Genomic DNA, 16,249 nt, shown 5'->3' on the forward strand with positions numbered 1-16,249 from the left:
GTGCACAGGGCACGGATGCAGAAGGCTGGCGTCCGGCAAGTCCCCCAGGCCTGAGGAGGCCCATCGATGAAAGCAGCAGTCGTCACCGACTTCACCGCCCCGCTGGAGGTCCAGGAGCTCGCGGTGCCCGAGCCCGGCCCGGGTCAGGTGCTGGTGCGGATGGAGGCCTGTGGCCTCTGCCACACCGACATCCACGCGGCTCACGGTGACTGGCCGGTCAAGCCCACCCCGCCGTTCATCCCAGGACACGAGGGCGTCGGCATCGTCGAGCAGGTCGGTGCGGGTGTGACCGTCCGGGCGGTCGGCGACCGGGTCGCGATCGCCTGGCTGGGTCACGCCTGCGGCCACTGCCGCGCCTGCGTCCGTGGCTGGGAGACGCTGTGCGAGGAGCAGCAGAACAGCGGCTACTCCATCGACGGCGCGTTCGCCGAGTACGCCGTCGCCGACGCCGACTACGTCGTGCCCGTCCCGGACGCGGTCGAGCCCACCGACGCTGCCCCGCTGACCTGCGCCGGAGTGACGACCTACAAGGCGATCAAGGTCGCGCGCATCGAGCCCAGCGAGCGGGTCGGCATCTTCGGTGTCGGCGGCCTCGGGCACCTCGCGGTGCAGTATGCCCGGCTGGTGGGCGGCGAGGTGGTCGCCGTCGACGTCGAGGACGAGAAGCTCGAGCTGGCCACCGAGCTCGGCGCCGACCACACCGTCAACGCCCGGACGACCGACCCCGTGGCGGCCATCGAGGCGCTCGGCGGGCTCGACGTCGCCGTCGTGACGGCCGTCATCCCCCAGGTGTTCGAGCAAGCCTTCGCTTCGCTGCGTCGAGGTGGTCGCCTGGTCTGCGTAGGTCTCCCGCCGGAGTCCGAGGGCCCGATGAGCCTGCCGATCTTCCCGACCGTCCTCAAGGGGATCTCGGTGATCGGCTCGATCGTCGGCACCCGCCAGGACCTCGCCGAGGTGTTCGCCCTGCACGCGCTCGGGCGCACCCGGGTGGTGGCCCAGACCCGCAAGCTCGACGAGGTCAACGAGGCCATCGAGGAGGTCCTGCAGGGCCGGACGCCGGCCCGGCTCGTCTTCGAGTTCTGAGCCTGGGTCCACGCTGAGCCCAGCTCGACCGCCCGCGATACTGAGGCGTGCTCTGCCACGCCTGCTACGCCGAGCCCCACGCAGTGCCGGACTGCCCGGCCTGCCGGGGGACGGGGCGCGCGAGCTCGATCCCGCTGTGCGAGGACCCGTGGAACGAGGTCGTCCCGGGGCTCTTCCAAGGCGGCCACGACGTCCGGTCGCAGTCATGGACGGCGTGCGTGGTCACCGACGAGTTCGACCTGGTCGTGAGCATGACGACTCGGGAGGGCTACGGGCCGGAGGAGGGCGTCGAGCACCACGTCGCGAGGATGGCGGACGCCGGGGTGGACGCCGTCATCGCCGCCCGCGTGGACGAGCTCGCCGGCATCGTCGCCGAGGCGCTCGGGGCCGGGCGACGGGTCCTGGTGAGGTGCTCGGGCGGCCTCAACCGGTCGGGACTGGTCGTGGCGTCGAGCTTGGTGCGGCTCGGGCACGCGCCCGACGACGCCATCGCGCTGGTGCGCCGGGCCCGCGGACCGTGGGCCTTGACGAACCCCGGGTTCGTGTCCCACCTGCGGACCCGGACCTGACGTGACGCAAGCGCCGAGCGGACCCTGTTAGCCAGGTCACATGCTGCCGTGTAAGCATGCAGCGAAGCCCTTGCGGGTTCACGCCTTCCGGAGGAGAACCACCAGTGTCCGTCATTCCACGCACCCCACGCCGCGCCATCGCCGCGGCGGCCGCGTCAGCGGTCGCACTCACCCTCGGCCTCACCGCCACGGCCAGCTCCACCGCACCCGACTCACGCTCGGGGACGGACGGCAAGAAGGCCTATGCCTCACTCGCGAAGAAGTCCGACTACGTCAAGCTCGACGTCCTCGCCATCAATGACTTCCACGGCAACCTCGAGGTGATCCCGTCATCGAGCTCGAGTGGCCGGATCAACTCCACCCCCGCGGGTGGTGGCGCCTACCTCGCCTCGCTGCTCAACCAGGAGCGGAAGAAGTCGCGGGCCGCGGGCGCCAAGACGGTGACGGTGGCCGCCGGTGACCTGATCGGCGCCTCGCCGCTGCTCTCCGCGGCGTTCCACGACGAGCCCACCATCGAGGCCATGAACAAGATGAAGCTCGACATCGCCTCCGTGGGCAACCATGAGTTCGACGAGGGATGGCGCGAGCTCAAGCGGATGCAGAACGGCGGCTGTCTCGCCGACGGACCCAACGGTGCCAACGGCCAGAACTCCTGCCCCGGTGGCAAGACCTTCGAGGGGGCCAAGTTCAAGTACCTGGGCGCCAACGTGATGTGGAAGGACCCCAAGCGCAAGCGCTCGGTCTTCCCGGCGACCAAGATCGTCAAGGTCGGCGACCAGAAGGTCGCCTTCATCGGCATGACCCTGGAGGACACCGACACGATCGTCGCCCAGGCAGGCATCGCCGAGATCGAGTTCGCCGACGAGGTCGAGACCGCCAACGCACTGGTGCCCAAGCTGCGCAAGAAGGGCGTCAAGTCGATCATCGTGCTGCTGCACGAGGGTGTGACGCCCACGGACGCGACGGCCTACAACGACTGCACCGTCGCCACCGGCCCAGCGCTGGACATCGCCAAGAACCTGAGCCCCAAGATCGACGCGGTCATCAGCGGCCACACCCACCAGCCCTACAACTGCGTGGTCAAGGATCCGGCGGGCAAGCCGCGGCTGTTGACCAGCGCGTCGTCGTTCGGCCGGATCGTCACCAAGCTGCACTTCCTCATCGACCCGAAGACCCGCGACATCGTGCGTCCGGCCGCCTACGCCCACAACATCATCGTCGGCAACAGCGAGGGTCAGGCGCAGTCCAAGAAGATCAACACCCTGATCAACGTCTACAAGACCCTGGTCGAGCCGATCGCCAACGCGGTGATCGGGCACCTGACCGGCACCTCGATCGTGCGCACCGCTGACGCCAACGGTGGAGACTCACCACTGGGCAACCTCATCGCGGACGCCCAGAAGGCGGACACGACCGTGATCAGCAACGGCCAGAAGCCGGTCGTCGCGCTGATGAACCCGGGTGGGATCCGGGCCGACCTGGTGGAGAACGCCAACGGTGACGTCACCTACGGCGCCGCGTTCTCGGTGCAGCCGTTCAACAACAACGTGGTCTCCATGGACCTCACCGGCGCCCAGATCACAGCGATCCTCAACGAGCAGTGGAACGGCAACAACGAGCCGGCCAACTCGCGCAAGATCCTGCAGGTCTCCGGGCTGAGCTACACCTGGGACGTGTCGGACGCCGGCCTGCCGGCGGCGAACGCGATCGTCGGCATCCCGCTGATCGACCATGACGGCGACTCCAACACGGCGATGGTTCCGTTGGACAACGGGACGACCTACCGGGTCGTCGCCAACATCTTCCTGTCGGACGGTGGCGACAACTTCGCCACCTTCAAGCAGGGAACCAACAAGCTGGTCGGTGGCCTGGACATCGACTCGCTGGTCTCCTACCTGGCGCCGCCCAACGACCCGACGGCGCCGACGCCGACGGACCGGATCAGCCAGCAGCCGTAGCCCGAGGCTCGACTCAGGGACGAGGGTCACCCGTGACAAGCGGGTGACCCTCGTCCTGCTCCACTCATCGACGGAGCAAGGCCCTCAGCCGGCCGGGCAGCCCGGCACGCCGCTGCCGGCGGCGCAGCCGGGCGTCGTACCAGCCGGGGAACAGGTCCGGATGGCGGTGTTCCATCTCGCCCAGCAGCGCGTCCCGGAGCAGGACGAACGACATCATCTCGCGCGGCGGCTGCGTCGCCTGGACGGCCTTCTCCGACACGTCCCAGATGCTCTGCAGGTCGTGCCAGCTCAGCCCGTCCACGACGCGGGCCGCGATCTCCGGCGCGAAGGAGGGGTGGCGTACCACGCTGAGCACGCGGTCCCGGTCACGGTCTGTCATGTCGTCAGCGTGAGGTCCCGCCGGCGTCCGCGGCCACGGGACTCGGGCCCGCCCGGTCGGGACCTTGGTCCACGGTGTCGCCGGGACGAAAGGCGGGCCAAGTGATGCCGTCCGCGAGCAGCTGACGCGGAGCCGTTGTCATTGCGGACGGAGAGAGTTCACCCGTGCGGGTGGAGAAGGCGGATCCCCGCCAGGGGTACAGATGGGGTGCCGGCGTCTCGGCTCCCGATCACGCATCGGGAGGCAGTCGCCGGTCCACACTCTTGATCGACCCTGGCCCGGCGGAATTGGTCAGCCGCGCAGCCTCGGCAGGACGTCGCGGCCGTACGCCTCGATCATCGCGGCGTAGTTCGGGCCCATGTTGGCGACGTAGACCTCGTCATAACCGGCGTCGACGTAGTCCTGCAACTGCTGGACGTGCTTGTCGGTGTCGCTGCCGGCCACGATGCTCTCGGCCGTGGACTCCCGGGTCACCAGCTCGGACGCCTGCTCGAAGTGCTGCGGGCTGGGCAGGACCTGGGCGAGCTCGCCGGGCAGTCCGGAGTTGGCCCACAGCCGGTGGGCGTGGTCCACGCCCTCGTCCTCGGTCTCGGCCCACGCGACCTTGACCCCGCCCTGGGCGGGCTTGCCGCCGGACTTCTCCTTGAACGAGGCCACCGCGTCGGCATCGTCGGCGGTGTTGATGAAGCCGTCGCCGATCCGGGCCGCGAGGTCGAGAGCCTTCGGGCCGAACGCGGACACGTAGATCGGCGGCGGTTCGTCGGGCCGGGTGTAGATGCGGGCCGTGTCGGTCCTGTAGTGCTTGCCGTCCCGGGTCACGACCTCGCCCGTCCACAGCTCCCGGATCAGCTCGACGGCCTCTTCGAGCATTTCGAGCCGGACGTCTGCGGACGGCCAGGGTCCGCCGAGGACGTGCTCGTTGAGCGCCTCTCCGCTACCGACCCCGAGGACGAACCTGCCCTCGAGCTGGACGGCCGCGGTCGCTGCGGCCTGGGCGATGACTGCTGGGTGGATCCGGACGGTCGGGCAGGTGACGGCTGTGGTCACCGGCAGCGAACAGGCCTGGGAGACGGCGCCGATGATGCCCCAGACGAAGGGGCTCTGGGCCTGGGCCTCGTTCCAGGGGTGGTAGTGGTCGCTGACCCACAGGGCCTCGAACCCCGCGTCCTCGGCGGCGATCGCCTGCTCGACCAGCTGGGCCGGGGTGTACTCCTCGCAGGACAGGAAGTAGCCGAATCTCATGCCGGGCAGGTACCCCGCGCTGCCCGTGCCATCAACGTGGTGCTGGACGTGAGGGTCGCGGGAACGCGGGGTACCGGCACATGTCGACCCCCAAACCGGAAGAAGGATCACGGTGACGCTCCAGTCCCTCTGGCAGGACCGCAGACCCCGCACGAGGCCGGACGCCGCGGCCGAGGCCTTGGGCCGCTATGACGTGGCGGTGATCGGGGCGGGACTGACCGGGCTCACCACCGCCCTGCTCCTGGGCCGCGCCGGTCGGTCGGTCGTGGTCCTGGAGGCGGGTCGGATCGGCGACGGGACCACCGGGCGGAGCAGCGCGAAGCTGAGCCTGCTCCAGGGCACCCAGCTCTCCACGATCCGCTCCCGGCACCCGCAGGGCGTCGTGGACGCCTACGTCGAGGCGCAGCGTGAGGGGGCTGCGTGGCTGGAGAGGTTCTGCGACGACCACGGCGTGACCCGGCAGCGCCGGGATGCCGTCACCTTCGCCCGGGACGCGTCGGGGGAGCGGGCGATCCGGTCGGAGCTCGAAGTCGCCGGCCGGGCGGGGCTCGAGGTCGAGTGGCTAGACGAGCTGCCGCTGCCGTTCCCGGTGCGCGGGGCGGTCCGCCTGGCCGGACAGGCCCAGGTCGACCCGGTCGAGGTGCTCGAGGCCCTCCAGCGAGAGGCGGTCGCTCACGGCGTCCGCGTCGTCGAGGACACGCGGGTCATCCGGGTGCGCGGGACCGACCCGGTGCGACTCACCACCGAGTCCGGTCGTGTCGAGGCCGGCTCCATCGAGGCGGGGCGCGTCGTCGTCGCCACCAACCTGCCGGTGCTCGACCGGGGCGGCTTCTTCGCCCGGATGAAGCCTGCGCGCTCCTACGTCGTGGCCTTCCGGACCGAGCGGCCCGTGGTGGACGCGATGTACCTGTCCGCCGACCAGCCGACGCGTTCCCTGCGCGACGCGCCGATCGAGAACGGGCACCTCCTCCTGGTCGGCGGGAACGGCCACACGACGGGCCGCGGCGGGTCCACCGAGGACAGACTCGACGACCTCCGGGCCTGGACCCGCGAGCTGTGGCCGGAGGTCGTGGAGACGCACGCCTGGTCGGCCCAGGACTACGTGCCGCACCGTGCGCTGCCGTTCGTAGGTCCGATCCTGCCCGGTGCCGACGAGATCATGGTGGCTGGTGGCTTCTCGAAGTGGGGGATGACGGGCGCCCCGGCGGCGGCGCTGACGCTGGCGGCCCGCATCCTCGACGGCTCGACACCCTCCTGGTCCGAGGTGCTCCGTACCTACGGACCGACCGAGCTGCGCGGCCTGCCGACCGCGGCCAAGACCAATGCCGAGGTCGCCGTGGAGCTGACCCGCGGCTGGGTGGGCGCGGTGGCTGGTCGGTCGCTCCGCCGACGAGGCATCACCCGGGTGTGCACCCACCTGGGCGGAGTGCTCCGGTGGAACGATGCCGAGCGGAGCTGGGACTGCCCGCTGCACGGGTCCCGCTTCGACGAGGAGGGTGAGGTGCTCGAGGGACCAGCAGTCCGGTGTCTTCCGCATCGGGGTACCGCAACTGCATGACCGCCCTTCCGAAGCCGCGCGGCGAGCTCAGCGTGGCCGTGCTGGACGCTCTGGTCGACGTCCCGGCGCGGGACCTGCCGCGGATCGACCTACCCCCCGAGTCGCGTGACGACGCCGCGATCACCCTCTGGGCTCTGCACGAGCTGGCGTACGGCGGATTCGACGAGGTCGACGACCGGGCCGAGTGCGAGCCCGAGCTCCTGCGCGTCCGTCGTCGGCTCGAGCAGGACCTCGAGGCGGGCCTGCGCGGCCGGTGGCCCGGCGTCCCCGAGGTCGACCTGTCCACCGGCTTCTTCGACTGGGTCGCCGGGCAGGACGGGCCGTCCCTCGCCCGGCACGTCCAGGCCCACGCCACCGCGGACCAGGTCCTCGACCTGCTCCGGGTGCGGTCGCTCTACCACCTCAAGGAGGCCGACCCCACGACCTGGGTCATCCCGCGGCTCCCGGCGGCGGCCAAGGCCGCATTGGTGGAGCTGCAGTACGACGAGTACGGGGTCGGCGACCCGGCGCGGCTGCACAGCCACCTGTTCGCACGGGGCCTGGATGCCACTGGTCTGCGGCCCGAGCCAGGTGCCTATGTGGACGAGGCCTCGGTCGAAATCCTCGAGCAGAACAACGCCCTGTCGATGTTCGGTCTGCAGCGGCGCCTGCGCGGGGCCGCGGTCGGACACCTTGCCGCGTTCGAGGCGACGAGCTCGCTGCCGTCGAGGCGGATGGCTCAGGGTCTCCAGCGGCTCGGGTTCCCCGCCGAGCTGGTCGGCTACTACACCGAGCATGTCGAGGCCGACGCGGTGCACGAGCAGGTCGCGTTGCGGGACGTCTGTGTCGCGCTTGTCGCCGACGAGCCCCACTTGGAGGAGGACGTGTGGTTCGGGGCCTGGACGTGCCTGGACCTGGAGAACCGCACCGCCCGCCGACTCCTCACCTCCTGGGGAGTGGCGGCGTGACCGGGGTGCCCCCCCGCCCCAGCGTCGAGCTGTGCCCGGGCGGACCGATGCTGCTGCGTGGTGACCATGTCGTGCGCGACGACGACGGCGTCGAGCACCGCACGACCCGACCGGTCTCCGCGGTCTGCCGCTGCGGCAAGTCGGCCGCGAAGCCGTGGTGCGACGGCACCCACAAGCTGTTGCCGGCCCGGCTCCGGCCCTAGTCCGCCGCCAAGGAACGGTCGATCCGGACCAGCGCACCGCGCTCCTCGCCGCGCACCTCGCGCACCGAGAGCAGGGGGTACGCCGAGACCAGCGCGGCCACTGCCTCGGCCTGGTCGGGGCCGATCTGGAGCAGGGCGTGGCCGCCGTCGACCAGGTGGCCGTCGATGACCTCCAGGCAGGCGCGCACCAGGTCGAGACCGTCCACACCGCCGTCGATGGCCGAGAGCGGGTCGGTGGGGTAGCGCATGACCTCGTCGCTCGACACCCACGGGGGGTCGGCGATGACCACGGCGAACCGCTCGTCGGCGTCGAGCACTCCGTCCATCGACCCTTCCCGCACATCGACGCGGATGCCTGCGTTGGCGGCGTTCCTGCGCAGGTAGGCGCAGGCAGTGGCGTCGGCGTCCACGCACACCAGCGACCGCGGTGAGAGCGTGACCGCGAGAAGCCCGATGTGTCCAGCCCCCGAGCAGAGCTCCAGTACGGGGCCGGGCGGCGCAGACCTGATCAGCTCGGCGGCCCAGTGGGACTGTCGGGCGGTCCAGGGCCGTGGCTCGAGCACGCGCTCGTCGTAGTCGATCCGGAGGCCCTCGAAGTCCACCGTCCGGGACGTGCCGCGCGCAGCGGTCGTCATGCGGCCTCCTGCTGGCGCCGCTCGACCAGGAAGGCGAGCCGGCGCAGGGTCTCCACGTTGCGCCACGCCAGCATCGGGTCCTGCAGCAGGCGGGGGACCAGGGCGCCGGGGCCGGCCGTCGCCTGCTCCTCGATGGACACCTCGGTGTCCGTTCCGACGGGGGAGAGCCCCAGGGTGACGGTCGCCCGGCCGGCCGGCCAGGCATGGGCGTGCAGGACGAGCCGTGAGCCGGGCCGCTGCTCCACCGACTCGGTCACGTCGTCGATGAGCAGCGGCCAGGTGCCGACCGAGTGGTGCAGCCGGGTCCCCGGCGCGGGCCAGCCGTCGTCGACGTCACGCATCCGCGAGGCGCCCACCACCCACAGCGGGTAGAGCCAGCCGTCGGACAGCACCTGCCACACCTGGCCGGGGGTCGCATGCATCAGTCGCTTGTTGGAGCTCACCTGGGACAGGTACCCCGAGCGGGAACAACTGGCACGCTGTCCCCATGACCGACGCACCCGACCGCCCATCGCCGCTCGAGCCGCTCGACGAGGACTGGGAGGCGGCGCTGTGCGTCGTGGCCCATCCGGACGACCTGGAGTTCGGGGCGGCTGCGGCGGTCGCTCGGTGGACCGGGCAGGGCAAGCGGGTCGTCTACTGCATGGTGACCAGCGGTGAGGCCGGGATCGACGGCATGGCGCCCGACGAGTGCCGGGTCGTACGGGAGGCGGAGCAGGTCGAGTCCGCCCGGATCGTGGGCGTCGACGAGGTCGAGTTCCTCGGGCTCCCAGACGGCATCCTCGAGTACGGCGTCGCCCTCCGCGCCGCGATCGCGGCCGTGGTGCGCAGGCACCGCCCGGACATCGTGGTCACCGGCAACTTCCGCGACACGTGGGGCGGGGCGAACCTCAACCAGGCCGACCACATCGCCGTCGGCAAGGCCGTGGTCGACGCCGTACGCGACGCCGGGAACCGGTGGATCTTCCCCGAGCAGCTCACCGACGGGACCGAGCCCTGGGGTGGGGTCCGGGCAGTCTGGGCGTTCGGTTCACCGCAGGCGACCCACGGCGTCGACACGTCCGAGACGTTCGAGCTCGGAGTGGCCTCGCTGGAGGCGCACCGTGCCTACATCGACGGCTTGGGTTGGGAGCACTTCGACCCGCGCGAGTTCCTGGAGGGGTTCGCGCGGGGCACCGGCCAGCGGCTGGGGGTCGCTTTCGGGGCCGCGTTCGAGGTGTTCCCGATGGGCTGGGGCGACTAGGACTCGGACCAGGACCTCACTGCGGGCAGGGGTCGACCTCGATCGCGGCGTTCCGCCGCGCGGTGTTGCCCCGGCTGTCCGTCGCGACGAACGTCAGCTGGACGGTGCCGCCGACCGCGAACGGGCCGATGGGCCCGGCCCACGACCCACCTGACGCCGTCAGGGCGGTCGTGCCCGAGACCGTCGGGCCGTTCCACACGACGGACGCCGAGGCGACGCCGGACTCGTCGTCGACGGGCACGGCGATGACGACCGTCCGGCCACCCTGACCGCAGTCGGTGCGTACGACGGAGACCGCTCCGATCGTCGGGGGTGTCTCACGCGCGGCGGTGACCGCGATCGGCACCGTGCCGTCGTCCCAGCGCACGGTGAGCCGTCCCCTCGAGCTGCCCTCCGGCAGCCCCGCTCGCTGGGCCGACACGCTCACGGAGCGTGACTGACCCGGCTTGAGGGTGCCCTTCGCCGGAGACGCCGACAGCCACGAGTCCCCGGCCTCGACGGCGTACGACACGGTGGTGCCGCCCGTGTTGCTGACGGTCAGGCTGCGGCCGCCCGAGGTGCCCAGGCTCAGCGTTCGCGGCGCCGCGACCAGGCGACCCGGGGCCGCGGTGGCCGTCGGCTCGGCCGGGTCCGAGGGGCTCGGGTCGGTCGCGGGGTCGGTGGGCTCCGGGCTGACCTCCTCGGTGGGCGTCACGCTCACCGACGAGGTGGGCTGTCCCGAGGGCGACAGGGTGGGCGAAAGGGTTGGCGGCTCGACCTGCGTCGCCTCCTGGACGGGTGACTGATCGGCGTCGGGGGTGGGGGCGTCGTCGGTGGCCGAGGCGCCCAGGTCGTCCCCGACCCGGGCCGGCTCGTCGGCTGAGCTGTCGTGCCACGCGACCACTCCGACCGTTCCGGCGACCGCGAGGAGCAGCGCGAGGACCGCCCCCACGGCCCGCCGGTCCCGCCAACCACCCTTGCCAGGGCGAGACCCGGGTCCGGCACCGAGGTCGATGTCGGTGTCGTTGTCGGTCCGGCGGGAGGCCAGGGCGGACACGAGCCGGGTGTCCTGCAGCACCCGGTCGCGCAGCACGAGGGGGGCGGCGAAGGCGGGCACGCCGGCCAGCAGTGCGGCCGGGCTGGCCAGCGCGACCCGCCGGGCAGTGCAGCTGCGGCAGCGGTCGACGTGGCGGGCGACCCGCTTGCGGACCAGCGGTGTGAAGGCGCCGTCCCAGTCGTCGAGGACGGCGGTCAGCTCGGTGCAGTCGTCGCGGGACGTCCGGGCGACCAGCAGCGCGCCGATCGACCGCTCGACCTGGTCGCGGAGCCGGCTGAGGCCGACGTAGGCGTTGTCGGCGCTCATCCCCATCGCCTCGCCGAGCTCAGCGCCGTCGAGCCCCTGGCGCAGGTGCAGGTCGAGCATCGCGCGGTCCCGCTCGTTGAGTCCGCCCGCGGCCTCCCACACCAGCGCTCGCAGGGACTCCTGCTCGGCGACCGTCTCCGGGGCGGCGGTCTGGTCCGGCAGGTCGAGGAGCTCGTCGTCGCCGCCGTAGGCCGTGCGCGAGCGCGCCTTGAGCCGCCGCAGGCACTCACGCCTCACGACGGCGTACAACCATGGTCGAAGCCGTTCGGGGTCGCGCAGCTGGTCCAGTCGTTCGGCGGTCGTCACGAAGGCGTCGGCCACCGCGTCCGCCGCGTCCTCGCGGTGGCGCAGCATCGAGTAGGCGAAGTCGTGGAGCCGGTCGGCGTAGCGGTCGTAGACCTGCGCGAACGCCTCCGGGTCGCCGGCGAGGACCCCCGAGACCAGCTGCGCGTCCGACGGCGCGATCATGCGCGAAGCCTAGGGCGTGGGCGGCCGCTCGGTCTGCGCATCGCGGGCACATCGTTCTCCTCCGGCTCTGGTGTGGGCACAGGTAGGAGGGCCGACCGAGACGAACCTTGCAGAAAAATCCGCCGGAAGACGCAGGGAATCCTTGCGGATGCCGCCCGGGGTGAGACGAGCACCTCCCGTAACACCGGTGGTGGTGCGTCGTTCTTCCGGCGTACCCCGTCGCGGAGAGGACCCCCATGCGCAAGTGGCTCGGTCTGCTGCTGTCCACCGTCGTGGCCGTCGCAGTCGTCCTGACAACGCTGGTCGCCAACGTCACGGCGAGCGCCAGCCCGTCCCAGACCTACTCCGGCACCCACTTCGGTGACGGCAACCTGCCACCGGGGTGCATCCGGAGCATGTCCCCGGACAACCCGGAGAACCTCTGCTTCCACATGCGGACCGGGCTGAACGCCCTGGACTCGCCCAAGGTCGACGTCCTGATCCTCGTGCCGCTCTCCCCGTTCGCCGAGCGCGACATGCGGATCATGCGGCAGGCCATCGAGATGTGGGAAGGCGGGATCGACTACCTCGCCGACGAGATGGGTATGCCGTGGCTCACCGAGGTGGACTTCCGGATCACCGTGGACGCCGTCGGCAACGTCGACACCTACCCGGTCGTCGACCCTGAGATCGTGGTCATCGCGAGCAACCCGGTCGGCGGCATCGGGATCGGCATCGACCCGACCCAGTTCCTCAACGAGCTCGAGATCTACGACACGGACGGGGTGCCCTGCCACGGGGTCACGAACCCGTTCGACTTCGGCACCTGGCAGGCCATGCCCGGTTTCGACAGCCACCACAGCGAGGACGAGGGCGTCTACGTCGAGGACTGCGGCGGTGCGGGTGGCAACGTCTGCTTCGCGGTCAACGGGGCCATCGACCCCGTCCCCGGGACGACGGACTTCTTCGGCATCTTCGACCTGATCACCCACGAGGTCGGTCACTGTCTGACCCTGGGTCACGTCGGCGACGGCGCCGAGGGCTCCTGGGGAGTGGTGCCGACCAACGACATCATGTCCTACAGCGAGGACCCTCCCGGACGGACCAAGTGCGTCTCCACGCTCGACGTCGAGGCGTTCGCGGTGCGGATGAGCCGCTACCTCGACCGCAACGGCGACGGCGCGGTCAACGAGACCGACGTCCTCACCGTCAACGACGTGCCGGGCGACGGGAGGAACCCGTTCCAGGTGCAGAGTCCGAGCGACCACCTGTATGCCTCGGACACGGGCCAGCCGATGGACTGCCCCCAGCCCGACCTCGGGACGCTGCCGGGCACCCCCACCGACTGGACGCCTACCCCGGTCGCGAACAGCGAACCTCGCCTGACGCTGGGCACGGCGAAGAACAAGCGCGGCTCCCTCCGGCTCGCCGGCACCGTCGGTTATGCCCCGACCGGCCCGCAGCCCACCAAGTCGACTGCCTCGGCCGAGGACCGCAGTGGAGACTCGACCAGCCCGTTCAACGACGTACGCAAGCTGACGGTGTCGGTCACCGACTCCAGCGTGGACGCCTTCGTGACGCTCGGCCAGCTCTGGCCGACAACGCAGGTGACCAGCGTCGGCGGCTACAGCGTCGTCATCAACGGCCACCGTTTCGACTCGTTCATTCCCGCCGGTGAGTCCGAGGTCATGACCTGGGACAACGGCCGCGAGGTCTACCTGCCCGACTCGTCGACCTGGGACGCGGCGACCAACACCGTGCGCTTCCACCTGTCGCGCGCCTACCTCGCGAAGTACGGGATCACCGCGCCCTACTACGTCGGCAGCCAGGCCAACGTGCAGAGCGGCAAGCGCTTCGGCTTCGTCGACGACCGCGCGCCTGAGGGTGAGCGGACGATCGGGGTCACCGGCCCCGCGCTGCGGCCGGTGAAGGAGAGCTCACTCGCCTTCGACCCGCCGCTGGGCACAAAGCCCTACACCGTGGAGTTCAAGCAGCAGGGGGGCAACTCGTTCGCGGTCAGCAGCACCAACGCCGGCGAGACCCTGGTCGCTGACAACGTCGCCTACGCGATGGACGTCCGGTCGCCGAGCAAGGTCGAGGTCACCCTGGACTGGGACGACGAGGCCTCCGACCTCGACCTCACCGTCGGCAAACAGGGCGCGGACGCCACGTATGGAGAGGGGGGCAAGCCGGAGAAGGTCGTGCTCGACTCGGTCCGGGGGCTGCTCGACCTCACGGTCAAGCCCTTCTTCGTCAGCCCCAACGGCGCGACGTACACCCTCACGGCCAAGGTCACCCCGATCGGCCCCGACTCGGACCGGGACGGCCTGACCGATCCCGGCGACCAGTGCCGGAAGAAGAAGGGGCCGGCTCCGACGGGCTGCCCGGACGCCGACCTCGACGGGGTCCCGGACAAGTCCGACAAGTGCAGGAACAAGCCAGGGGGCACCCCCAACGGTTGCCCCCTGCCTGCCCGAGAGTGGGTCAAGGTGTTCGTGGACGGCAAGCTGGTGAAGAAGCAGCGCATCGACCGGACGTTCGGTCTCGCGGCCTTCAACCTCCGGCTCGATGCCGGCCGCGGCAGGCACAAGGTGAGGATCGTCTGGGTGGATCGAGCGGGCGTGCTCGACTCGGTGACCCGCCGGGTCGGCTAGCGGACTCCTGGGCAGCGCCCCTGGTCAGAGGACGGTGCCCGCCCGGGCGCCGTCCTCGACCGCTTTCTGGATGAGCCCTGGCCCGGCGCCGTCACCGACCGGCACCACCTCGACGCCCGGCAGCCGGGCGACCAAGTCGTCGTGCAGCGACGAGTCCTTCTCGACGACACCGACCAGCAGGACGGTGTCGGCCTGATGGGTCCGCCGGGTGCCCTCGGCGGGCGTGAAGGCCAGCCCGTCGCTCACCACCTCCTGGAGGGTCACCTCGGTGTGCAGCGTGACGCCCAGCCGGTCGAGCCGGAGCAGGTGCTCGGTCTTGCGCTTCCACCCGATCTCCGGCGCGACGGTGTCGCCGGTCTCGAAGACCGCGACCTGGCGACCGCGGGCCGCGAGGACCTCGGCCAGCTGGATCCCGGCCAGCCCACCGCCCACCACCGCCACCCGCGGACCGACCGACCCCAGTTCCGAGCCGAGATCCGAGCCCAGGTCGAGGTCGAGGTCGCGCAGCCTGAGGACGTGCGGGAGGTCGGCGCCGGGCAGCTCCGGGTGGACGACCCGGCCACCGGCAGCCACCACGACGGCGTCCGGGGAGAGCTCTGCGAGCGCGGCGGCGTCCACCGGGGCGTTCAGGCGTACGTCGACGGGCAGGCCGGCCACCTCGGCGACGAGCCAGTCGAGGAACGGCCGGTTCTCCGGGTGCACGGCAGCGGCAAGGACCATCGAGCCGCCGAGCTGTGCCGACCGCTCGAACAGCGTCACCCGGTGACCGCGACCGGCCGCCACCCGGGCCGCCTCCAACCCAGCCGGCCCCCCGCCCACGACCACCACGCTGCGCGGCGACGGTGTGGCAACTGGCGTCAGCTCCAGCTCCTTGCCGGTGCGCGGATTGACCGCGCAGTCGACGGAGAACCTCAGCTCCATGGCGTCGATGCAGTTCTCACAGGAGATGCAGCGCCGGATGCGGTCGGGCGTGCCGGCCGCCAGCTTGCTCGGGAGGTCGGGGTCGGCCAGCAGCGGGCGGCCCATGGCGACGAAGTCGGCTCGCCCCTGGGCGAGGATCCGCTCGGCGAGCCCGGGATCATGGATCCGCCCCACGGCGATCACGGGGACGTCGACGACCTCGCGCACGGCGGCCGCGGCCCCGACGTTGAGGGCCTCGCCGTCGTCCGCGCCGTTGACCATCTGGGTCACGTACCGGTCGATGACCCCGCCGCTGACATGGAACGCGTCTACGCCGGCCGAGGCGAGCCGGGGCGCGACCCTGGCGAGCTCGTAGGACGGCCGGCCGCCGGCGACCCGCTCGTGACCGGAGACCCTCAGGGTGATCGGGAAGTCAGTCCCGACCTCGCTCCGGACCGCCGCGAGTGCCTCGAACACCGCGCGCCACCGGCCCCGGACCGAGCTGCCCCGGTAGCCGTCGACGCGGCGGTTGCGCACCGGCGCGAGAAAGGACCCCAGGAGCATGTAGCCGTGGGCGGCGTGCAGCTCGAGGCCGTCGTAGCCCGCCTCCCGGACCCGGCGAGCCGCGGCGCGGTACTGGTCCAGGACCCCCGACCACTGCTCCGGGGAGATCTCGGTGGAGGCCCGTCCGGTCAGGTAGGACTGGATCACCGAGGGGCCGAGCGACTGGACGCCGAACATCTCGGGTCCGAGGCCGTCGGGTCCGGCGTGCACGATCTGCGGCTGGATTCGCGCGCCGTGCTCGTGCACGGCCTCGACCAGCGCGCGGTGCGCCCCGACAGCGGCGTCGGTGGCGATCTGGAGGCCGCCAGGCGTCTCGGGATGTTGGTGGTCGATGCCGGTCGCGCCGACGGTCACCAGACCGACACCGCCGACGGCGCGGGCGGCGAAGTAGGCCCGCGTCCGATCCGAAGGGATCCCCTCGGGGGTGCCGTACAGCGTCTCCATCGGGGACATCACGAGGCGGTTGCGAAGTGTCATCGTCCCGATCCGGCCCGGGCGGAGCAGGTGGGGGAACCCCGTCATGCC

The 16,249-nt window shown here is 71.4% G+C and carries 14 protein-coding genes; 8 read left to right on the plus strand and 6 right to left on the minus strand.

The genetic code is table 11. The annotated features are described in order from the left end of the window. The first annotated feature begins 66 nt into the window (after window positions 1-66). From adhP to ACYVC6_RS18365, 3 genes are all read left to right on the plus strand, one after another. Entirely contained in the window at window positions 67-1,083 is a 1,017-nt protein-coding gene (adhP, locus tag ACYVC6_RS18355; protein WP_460715896.1) for an alcohol dehydrogenase AdhP, read from the plus strand. 47 nt (window positions 1,084-1,130) lie between these two features. Continuing rightward, window positions 1,131-1,652, plus strand: a complete 522-nt coding sequence (locus ACYVC6_RS18360; protein WP_460715897.1) for a protein-tyrosine phosphatase family protein — start codon at window positions 1,131-1,133, stop codon at window positions 1,650-1,652. Between the two features lie 104 nt (window positions 1,653-1,756). Then, the gene (locus ACYVC6_RS18365) at window positions 1,757-3,610 is read left to right on the plus strand and encodes a bifunctional metallophosphatase/5'-nucleotidase (RefSeq protein WP_460715898.1); all 1,854 of its coding nucleotides are present in this window, start codon (window positions 1,757-1,759) and stop codon (window positions 3,608-3,610) included. Window positions 3,611-3,674: 64 nt separating this feature from the next. On the opposite strand, the gene ACYVC6_RS18370 is transcribed toward ACYVC6_RS18365, so the two are convergent. Both ACYVC6_RS18370 and ACYVC6_RS18375 read right to left on the minus strand, forming a co-directional pair. Further along, entirely contained in the window at window positions 3,675-3,989 is a 315-nt protein-coding gene (locus ACYVC6_RS18370; protein ID WP_460715899.1) for a hypothetical protein, read from the minus strand. A 291-nt stretch (window positions 3,990-4,280) separates the two neighbouring features. Continuing rightward, window positions 4,281-5,231: a TIGR03557 family F420-dependent LLM class oxidoreductase gene (locus ACYVC6_RS18375; protein WP_460715900.1), complete on the minus strand. Its 951-nt coding sequence runs from the start codon at window positions 5,229-5,231 to the stop codon at window positions 4,281-4,283. Window positions 5,232-5,343: 112 nt separating this feature from the next. Between ACYVC6_RS18375 and ACYVC6_RS18380 the strand changes: the two genes are divergently transcribed. The 3 genes from ACYVC6_RS18380 to ACYVC6_RS18390 are packed head-to-tail and all read left to right on the plus strand — an operon-like array spanning window position 5,344 to window position 7,939. Then, the gene (locus ACYVC6_RS18380) at window positions 5,344-6,789 is read left to right on the plus strand and encodes an FAD-dependent oxidoreductase (protein WP_460715901.1); all 1,446 of its coding nucleotides are present in this window, start codon (window positions 5,344-5,346) and stop codon (window positions 6,787-6,789) included. After that, entirely contained in the window at window positions 6,786-7,736 is a 951-nt protein-coding gene (locus tag ACYVC6_RS18385; protein WP_460715902.1) for an iron-containing redox enzyme family protein, read from the plus strand. Before ACYVC6_RS18380 ends, ACYVC6_RS18385 begins: the two co-directional genes overlap by 4 nt. Next, window positions 7,733-7,939: a CDGSH iron-sulfur domain-containing protein gene (locus ACYVC6_RS18390; RefSeq protein WP_460715903.1), complete on the plus strand. Its 207-nt coding sequence runs from the start codon at window positions 7,733-7,735 to the stop codon at window positions 7,937-7,939. Before ACYVC6_RS18385 ends, ACYVC6_RS18390 begins: the two co-directional genes overlap by 4 nt. Here the strand turns inward: ACYVC6_RS18390 and ACYVC6_RS18395 are convergent. Both ACYVC6_RS18395 and ACYVC6_RS18400 read right to left on the minus strand, forming a co-directional pair. Continuing rightward, entirely contained in the window at window positions 7,936-8,574 is a 639-nt protein-coding gene (locus tag ACYVC6_RS18395; protein WP_460715904.1) for a methyltransferase, read from the minus strand. The genes ACYVC6_RS18390 and ACYVC6_RS18395 overlap by 4 nt on opposite strands. After that, window positions 8,571-9,017 carry an SRPBCC family protein gene (locus ACYVC6_RS18400; protein WP_460715905.1) on the minus strand — a complete coding sequence of 149 codons (447 nt, stop codon included), beginning with the start codon at window positions 9,015-9,017 and terminating at the stop codon, window positions 8,571-8,573. Before ACYVC6_RS18400 ends, ACYVC6_RS18395 begins: the two co-directional genes overlap by 4 nt. A 44-nt stretch (window positions 9,018-9,061) precedes the next feature. Between ACYVC6_RS18400 and ACYVC6_RS18405 the strand changes: the two genes are divergently transcribed. Beyond that, window positions 9,062-9,817 carry a PIG-L deacetylase family protein gene (locus tag ACYVC6_RS18405; protein WP_460715906.1) on the plus strand — a complete coding sequence of 252 codons (756 nt, stop codon included), beginning with the start codon at window positions 9,062-9,064 and terminating at the stop codon, window positions 9,815-9,817. A gap of 16 nt (window positions 9,818-9,833) precedes the next feature. Here the strand turns inward: ACYVC6_RS18405 and ACYVC6_RS18410 are convergent, their stop codons facing one another. Then, window positions 9,834-11,627, minus strand: a complete 1,794-nt coding sequence (locus ACYVC6_RS18410; RefSeq protein WP_460715907.1) for a sigma-70 family RNA polymerase sigma factor — start codon at window positions 11,625-11,627, stop codon at window positions 9,834-9,836. Window positions 11,628-11,863: 236 nt separating this feature from the next. Here ACYVC6_RS18410 and ACYVC6_RS18415 point away from each other — a divergent pair, with 236 nt between their 5' ends. Next, entirely contained in the window at window positions 11,864-14,260 is a 2,397-nt protein-coding gene (locus ACYVC6_RS18415; RefSeq protein WP_460716531.1) for a hypothetical protein, read from the plus strand. A gap of 24 nt (window positions 14,261-14,284) precedes the next feature. Here ACYVC6_RS18415 and ACYVC6_RS18420 read toward each other — a convergent pair whose 3' ends face one another. Next, window positions 14,285-16,246: an oxidoreductase gene (locus tag ACYVC6_RS18420; protein ID WP_460715908.1), complete on the minus strand. Its 1,962-nt coding sequence runs from the start codon at window positions 16,244-16,246 to the stop codon at window positions 14,285-14,287. Window positions 16,247-16,249 lie beyond the last annotated feature (3 nt).

This window comes from Nocardioides dilutus (genome assembly GCF_054779555.1).

Excerpts from the sequence above, each read along its gene's own strand:
- ACYVC6_RS18415 (WP_460716531.1), top strand. The coding sequence starts at position 11,864 with ATGCGCAAGTGGCTCGGTCTGCTGCTGTCCACCGTCGTGGCCGTCGCA.
- ACYVC6_RS18410 (WP_460715907.1), bottom strand. The coding sequence starts at position 11,627 with ATGATCGCGCCGTCGGACGCGCAGCTGGTCTCGGGGGTCCTCGCCGGC.
- ACYVC6_RS18395 (WP_460715904.1), bottom strand. The coding sequence starts at position 8,574 with ATGACGACCGCTGCGCGCGGCACGTCCCGGACGGTGGACTTCGAGGGC.
- ACYVC6_RS18370 (WP_460715899.1), bottom strand. The coding sequence starts at position 3,989 with ATGACAGACCGTGACCGGGACCGCGTGCTCAGCGTGGTACGCCACCCC.
- ACYVC6_RS18385 (WP_460715902.1), top strand. The coding sequence starts at position 6,786 with ATGACCGCCCTTCCGAAGCCGCGCGGCGAGCTCAGCGTGGCCGTGCTG.
- ACYVC6_RS18405 (WP_460715906.1), top strand. The coding sequence starts at position 9,062 with ATGACCGACGCACCCGACCGCCCATCGCCGCTCGAGCCGCTCGACGAG.
- adhP (WP_460715896.1), top strand. The coding sequence starts at position 67 with ATGAAAGCAGCAGTCGTCACCGACTTCACCGCCCCGCTGGAGGTCCAG.
- ACYVC6_RS18375 (WP_460715900.1), bottom strand. The coding sequence starts at position 5,231 with ATGAGATTCGGCTACTTCCTGTCCTGCGAGGAGTACACCCCGGCCCAG.
- ACYVC6_RS18420 (WP_460715908.1), bottom strand. The coding sequence starts at position 16,246 with ATGACGGGGTTCCCCCACCTGCTCCGCCCGGGCCGGATCGGGACGATG.